The sequence below is a fragment of the Mesorhizobium sp. M7A.F.Ca.CA.004.04.2.1 genome, from assembly GCF_004022825.1.
In the GTDB taxonomy this organism is placed as follows: domain Bacteria; phylum Pseudomonadota; class Alphaproteobacteria; order Rhizobiales; family Rhizobiaceae; genus Mesorhizobium.
On the sequence record NZ_RZPH01000366.1, the window covers coordinates 1 to 5,311 of the forward strand.

At 58.7% G+C, this 5,311-nt stretch carries 8 protein-coding genes; 4 read left to right on the forward strand and 4 right to left on the reverse strand.

Features of this window, described 5'->3' with window-relative positions; genetic code table 11:
• The coding region (locus EN893_RS17330; RefSeq protein ID WP_164900932.1) for a multicopper oxidase domain-containing protein at positions 1-527 on the forward strand (527 nt) is incomplete at its 5' end.
• A gap of 56 nt (positions 528-583) precedes the next feature.
• Here EN893_RS17330 and EN893_RS17335 read toward each other — a convergent pair.
• Together EN893_RS17335 and EN893_RS17340 are read right to left on the reverse strand one after the other, a co-directional pair.
• Positions 584-742: a hypothetical protein gene (locus EN893_RS17335; protein ID WP_081738677.1), complete on the reverse strand. Its 159-nt coding sequence runs from the start codon at positions 740-742 to the stop codon at positions 584-586.
• 150 nt (positions 743-892) lie between these two features.
• Positions 893-1,120 carry a hypothetical protein gene (locus EN893_RS17340; protein ID WP_127268882.1) on the reverse strand — a complete coding sequence of 76 codons (228 nt, stop codon included), beginning with the start codon at positions 1,118-1,120 and terminating at the stop codon, positions 893-895.
• Between the two features lie 253 nt (positions 1,121-1,373).
• On the opposite strand from EN893_RS17340, the gene EN893_RS17345 reads away from it, so the two are divergent.
• From EN893_RS17345 to EN893_RS17360, 3 genes are all read left to right on the forward strand, one after another.
• Positions 1,374-1,769: a hypothetical protein gene (locus tag EN893_RS17345; RefSeq protein WP_127268883.1), complete on the forward strand. Its 396-nt coding sequence runs from the start codon at positions 1,374-1,376 to the stop codon at positions 1,767-1,769.
• Between the two features lie 52 nt (positions 1,770-1,821).
• Positions 1,822-3,012 carry an NADH-quinone oxidoreductase subunit D gene (locus tag EN893_RS17350; RefSeq protein ID WP_127272699.1) on the forward strand — a complete coding sequence of 397 codons (1,191 nt, stop codon included), beginning with the start codon at positions 1,822-1,824 and terminating at the stop codon, positions 3,010-3,012.
• 396 nt (positions 3,013-3,408) lie between these two features.
• Positions 3,409-3,594: a hypothetical protein gene (locus EN893_RS17360; protein ID WP_127271064.1), complete on the forward strand. Its 186-nt coding sequence runs from the start codon at positions 3,409-3,411 to the stop codon at positions 3,592-3,594.
• A gap of 56 nt (positions 3,595-3,650) precedes the next feature.
• Here EN893_RS17360 and EN893_RS17365 read toward each other — a convergent pair whose 3' ends face one another.
• Complete coding sequence (locus EN893_RS17365; RefSeq protein ID WP_127271062.1) at positions 3,651-4,400, reverse strand: metallophosphoesterase; 750 nt, start codon at positions 4,398-4,400, stop codon at positions 3,651-3,653.
• A complete protein-coding gene (locus EN893_RS17370) occupies positions 4,393-5,202 on the reverse strand; it encodes a nucleotidyltransferase family protein (protein ID WP_023812007.1) in 810 nt (269 codons plus the stop codon). The genes EN893_RS17365 and EN893_RS17370 overlap by 8 nt, the downstream gene beginning before the upstream one ends.
• Positions 5,203-5,311 lie beyond the last annotated feature (109 nt).

A 5,311-nucleotide genomic window follows, 5' to 3' on the forward strand; every position in this document is an offset into this window, starting at 1 on the left:
ATGCCAAGCCGGACCGCACCCAGGCGCTGGGGCTTTATGGGGCGCTGATTATCGATCCCGCCAATCCTGCCGACGAGGTTCCGGCTGACCACGACTATGTCATCGAACTTCAGGAATGGCTGGTGCGCGATGGGCTGACTTATCCGTCGATGCCCATGGAAGGCGGCATGCCGAACTTCTTCACCATCAACGGCAAAGCCTATCCCGCAACCGACACCATTCCTATGAAGGTGGGCGAGACGCTGAAGGTGCGTTTCATCGGCACCAACAACGGCTTCGTCCATCCAATGCATATCCATGGCGGACCCTTCGAGGTCGTCGCCCGTGACGGTGAGACGCTTTCTTCGTCGGCGCGCTTTCTGGCCGATACGATCAATGTCGGACCGGGACAGCGCTATGACGTCGTGTGGAAGGCGCTGCGTCCTGGCAAGTGGCTCATTCACTGCCACATCCCGCATCACACGACGAACAACAATGTCGAGGAGAAGGGCGGCGGCGGGCTGATGGTGGTCATCGAGGTCGGCTAGATCTGCCAACCCCTTGCGAATTTGCCGATGTCATCCGGAGGCCGCGTCGTTGCGCGCTACTTCTTGATAATGGTTCCGTTGCGCAAGTCGAATGCCTCGGTACCGCGAGCCTGGCGGTAGAAATCGTCCTGCAATTCGCCCCACTCGCCGAGAAAGGCGCCGCAATTGCTGCAATGAATTGGCGTCGATTCCTTGGCGTTGTCGGGAATGTCCATTTGGATAGTCCCACAAGCCTTGCAATCGAGTTTGTCGTCCAGCCGTCGTCCCATTTCCCAATAATTGCGCATTTTCGGCCATGAGCCAATTGTCGATTTCGTACCAAATCGCTTCAACCACCGGTGAGTCCTCCAGCCATGGCTCATCGGTCAATCGCGAGAGTCAAAAAGGACGGCCAGCCCCAGTTCCCGTGCCAGCTCGACGATCGTCTCCATCAACTCATCGTCTGTATCCTGCAAATAAGGCGCGTCCCTGCGAGCGGCCTCTATCGCCGCTTTGACCGAAACGATGTCGCCGTATCGCCCACTTCGAAGCTGCTCTGCCAGAAATGCCTTGGCGGTACCGACAGGTCTTATTGCCCATCTGGCGATGCTCATGCGGCTCCCTCCCATGGTCACCTCTGCTTTATTTTGATCCTCTCCAAGGTGCAGATCAATCGATGGTACGATTCCGTACGCAACCGCTCAGCCGGTTGGGAGACAGCCATATGACGTCGTCTGGGCCATGGTTCGTTCGGCGTTTCCCCAGGGGGGTCGACGCGAAATTGCCCAGTGTGACCAGCCCCGCGGGAACAATCGCTCGGCATGGGGGTTTCTTCAAAATCTCCCTCGAAGGATGCAAGGAGCGACCATGCGCATGTTGACGATAGCTGTCGCACTTTCCGGGGCGGTCATCATTCAGCCCGTCTACGCCCAAACTGTTGGACCGCAGCTTCCCCAGGTGACGCCACCGCAGGGCGAAGTGCAACCGGAGCAGGCGCTGTCAGATCCAGGCTCTGCTGATTTGAATTTCACCGGCGTTGCCATTGTCGCCGTCGAGGATCTGCCTGACGAAATCAAGGCGCAGGCGGATGCCGTGATCAATCAGACCAGCGCCGAAGATTTGCTACGCCTGCAAAACTCAGTCGATGCTTCGCCTCAAGCGACATCGGCCTTGAGGGCGAATGGGCTCAATTCCTCGCAGGTTGTCGCTGCAAACATAGATGGCGATGGCACCCTGACGCTGATCATTCAGACGACGACTTGAGGCGCCGAACCATTCGCATCACGCCTTGCCCCGACAGTCGCGGAGAGCAGCGATGGTCGAAGCCCCCGTTCGCAACTTCACCATCAATTTCGGGCCCCAGCATCCGTCGGCCCACGGTGTTCTTCGGCTGGTGCTCGAACTGGACGGCGAGATCGTCGAGCGTGCCGATCCGCATATTGGCTTACTGCATCGCGGCACCGAAAAACTCATAGAGCACAAGAACTATTTGCAAGCGCTGCCCTATTTCGACCGGCTCGACTATGTCGCGCCGATGAACCAGGAGCATGCGTTCTGCCTCGCTGCCGAAAAACTGCTCGAAATCAGCGTTCCAACGCGTGGACAACTCGTCCGTGTTCTTTTTTGCGAAATCGGCCGGCTTCTGTCGCATCTCCTCAACGTCACGACGCAGGCCATGGATATCGGCGCGCTGACGCCGCCGCTTTGGGGGTTTGCGGAGCGGGAAAAGCTGATGGTTTTTTACGAGCGCGCCTCCGGCGCCCGCATGCATGCGAATTATTTCAGAATCGGCGGCGTGCACCAGGATATGCCTCCGAAGCTTCTCGACGACATCTGGGCTTTCTGCGATCCGTTCCTCAAAGTCTGTGACAACCTCGACGAATTGCTCACCGGCAGCCGTATCTTCAAGCAGCGCAATGTCGATGTGGGCGTGATCGGGCTGGAGGATGCCTGGGCCTGGGGATTTTCCGGCGTGATGGTGCGCGGATCGGGCGCCGCATGGGATTTGCGCAAGGCACAGCCATACGAATGTTACCCGGACATGGATTTCGACATTCCCGTCGGAAAGAACGGAGACTGCTATGACCGCTACCTGGTCCGCATGGAGGAGATGCGCCAGTCGGTGCGGATCATGAAGCAATGCCTGGAAAAACTGCGGTCACCCGAAGGCCAGGGGCCGGTCGCGCTTCCAAACCAGAAGATCACGCCGCCGCGGCGCGCCACGATGAAACGCTCGATGGAGGCGACCATCCAGCATTTCAAACTTTATACCGAGGGGCATCGCGTGCCGGCCGGAGAAGTCTACGCCGCGGTTGAAGCGCCAAAGGGAGAATTCGGTGTTTATCTGGTTTCCGACGGGGGCAATGTTCCTTACCGGTGCAAGATACGCGCGCCATCCTTCGCCCATCTGCAGGCGATGGATTTCCTGTCTCGAGGGCACATGATCGCCGACGTTGCCGCCATCATCGGATCGCTCGACATCGTGTTTGGCGAGATCGATCGTTAGCCGTCCGGAGGTGTGCTTTGCCCCGCGATAAAGAAACTCCATCATCCTACGCGTGGATGGGAGGCTCTTCATTCTCGTCGGGATTGGGCAGCGGGGTCTCGTCCGGGAGCCTTTCCGGTTCGGGTTCCTCGATCGGCTCGGGCTTCCATGTTGGAGGCGGCACGGGAACATCGCGATTTGGGTCTGGCTGTCTTGGCTGTGGCATCGAACTATCTCCGTTCAGTCGGAACAACTCGTGCGCCGTGGCATGGTTCCTGGCAGAATCCAGCGAGATCGTTACGCCCTCGGGACACGAGTATGTTGGTCCGCCCAGGTGAAGGCGCAAAAGTTGCAGATCGTTCGGAACCGGTCGGATTTTCGAGCCGTTGTCGTCGACAGGGATCAAGGAGAAGCGCGATGAAGGACAAGGAAGGAAATATCGACCATACATTGCCGCAGGTCGCCATCGACGATCAGCAGGTGCGACAACTGGCGGCCACGACCGATTTGCCGTCCAGGCAGGCTCGCGAACTGGTGCGCCGTCACGGCAACGACCCCCGGAAGCTGGAAGAGTTGGCGAAATCGATCAACGCCACCAATTGAGTCAAGGCCACCAATTGAGTCAAGGCCAATGGACACCACGGCGCATGCCGCTGGCGTCAGATTTCGAGCAAGGCGTAGGGGCGGCCGCTTGGCTTGGCCACATGCATGGCGACGTTGTAGACCTTGGCTCCGCCAGGTGTTTGACCTTCGTAAGAACCGCGATGTGCATGACCGTGCACGACAGCACTAACCTGGAATCGATCGATCGTCTCCGCCAGGCGTGAAGAGCCCAGAAATGGAAATATCTCCGGCGGTTCTCCCGCGACTGTGTCGGCAATTGGCGCGTAGTGGAGGATCACCAGTGTGCGCTTCGCCCGCACCTGGCGCATCGCATTTTCAAGTCGCATTGCCTCGTTCACGCTTTCCGCGACCATCGTCTTGATCGCCGGTTCACCGAATGAGCCGAGCATGCGTGAGCCGAAGCCGCCTATGAATCCCTTCACGCCGACAAAACCCACCTCCTCGATTTCAACTGCCTGCCCGTCGAGGAGATGAACATGCGCCTGGCGCAGGATCTTCGTGACGTCTTCCACCGCACCAGACTCGTAGTCATGATTGCCGAGCACCGCCACGACCGGGATCGAGCAGTTGCGCAGATCCTCGGCCAGCATCTCCGCTTCACGAGGCTTGCCGAGATTGGTCAGATCTCCCGTGAGAACGAGAATGTCGGCTTCGCTCGATATCTCGCCGAAGAGGTCGCGATACGAGGTTTGCGCATCTTCCCGCACATGGAGATCCCCGACCGCGGCAACTTTGAGCGCGCGTGCGCCCTCCTTGGGCGCGCTGCTCTTGACGGGATCAGCCATCACGGAATTCTCCCACACCACCGACGCCGGCGAAGCCCCATTCCTTGACGTCGATTTCGTAATCGGTTTGCGAAAGCAGCCGCCCACGGCAGATCTTCATCCTTGGAGACGGCAACTGCCGTTGCTTGGCGAGGCGGTCGAGCAATTCATCGAGCAGCCACGCCGGGATATGATCGCGCTCGCTCGGATAGATCCACCTGAAATTGATAAGCTGCATCAACAGAACCTCCCAGTGAACCTCCAGATAAGAAAGCAGCCGGTGCCAATCGATCTGATCGCCCGCCTTGAGAATCGTATGAGCGATATCGGCGCCATCGTGTCGCCCTCTGTCCTGGATAAAGCATTTGGACCAGATGAGTTCGGTCGGGCCGATGATCCGCACCCTGCTGCCCAACAGCTCTGTTTGGCGGGCGTGTTCCAGCCACAGGTCGCCAACAGGCACCGTGCCGTTGGCCGAGCCGAATATGACGTCGAAGAAATGCGTGCCCTTGAACACCTTGCCGAGCCACCGGTCATCCTCGATTTCGACGGCATATCCAAGCTGCTTGAAATGAGCGAGGATCCGCGCGTAGTCGCCTGCCTTGCAGAAGATATCGAGGTCCTTGGTCTGGCGGGTGACACCCGTATAAGCGCTTACCGCGTAGGTCCCGGCGACCAGAAAGGGTATGTCGGTGGCGGTAAGCTCACGGATCGCTTCCGTGTAAAATACCTCCGCCTCGGCATTTTTGAGCGTCGGCGCCGCTTTTGCATCGATCTTGGGAAGCGAGACCAGAACGTTTTCAGGCAATGGACCATTGGTCATGAAACGATGACTCCGAATCCGGCAACCGGCAGTCGCCCGCTGTGGTAACAACGTGAACCTCGCCTGGTTCCGCTATCAGGCGACCAGCCAAGGTTCATTCTCGTCACGT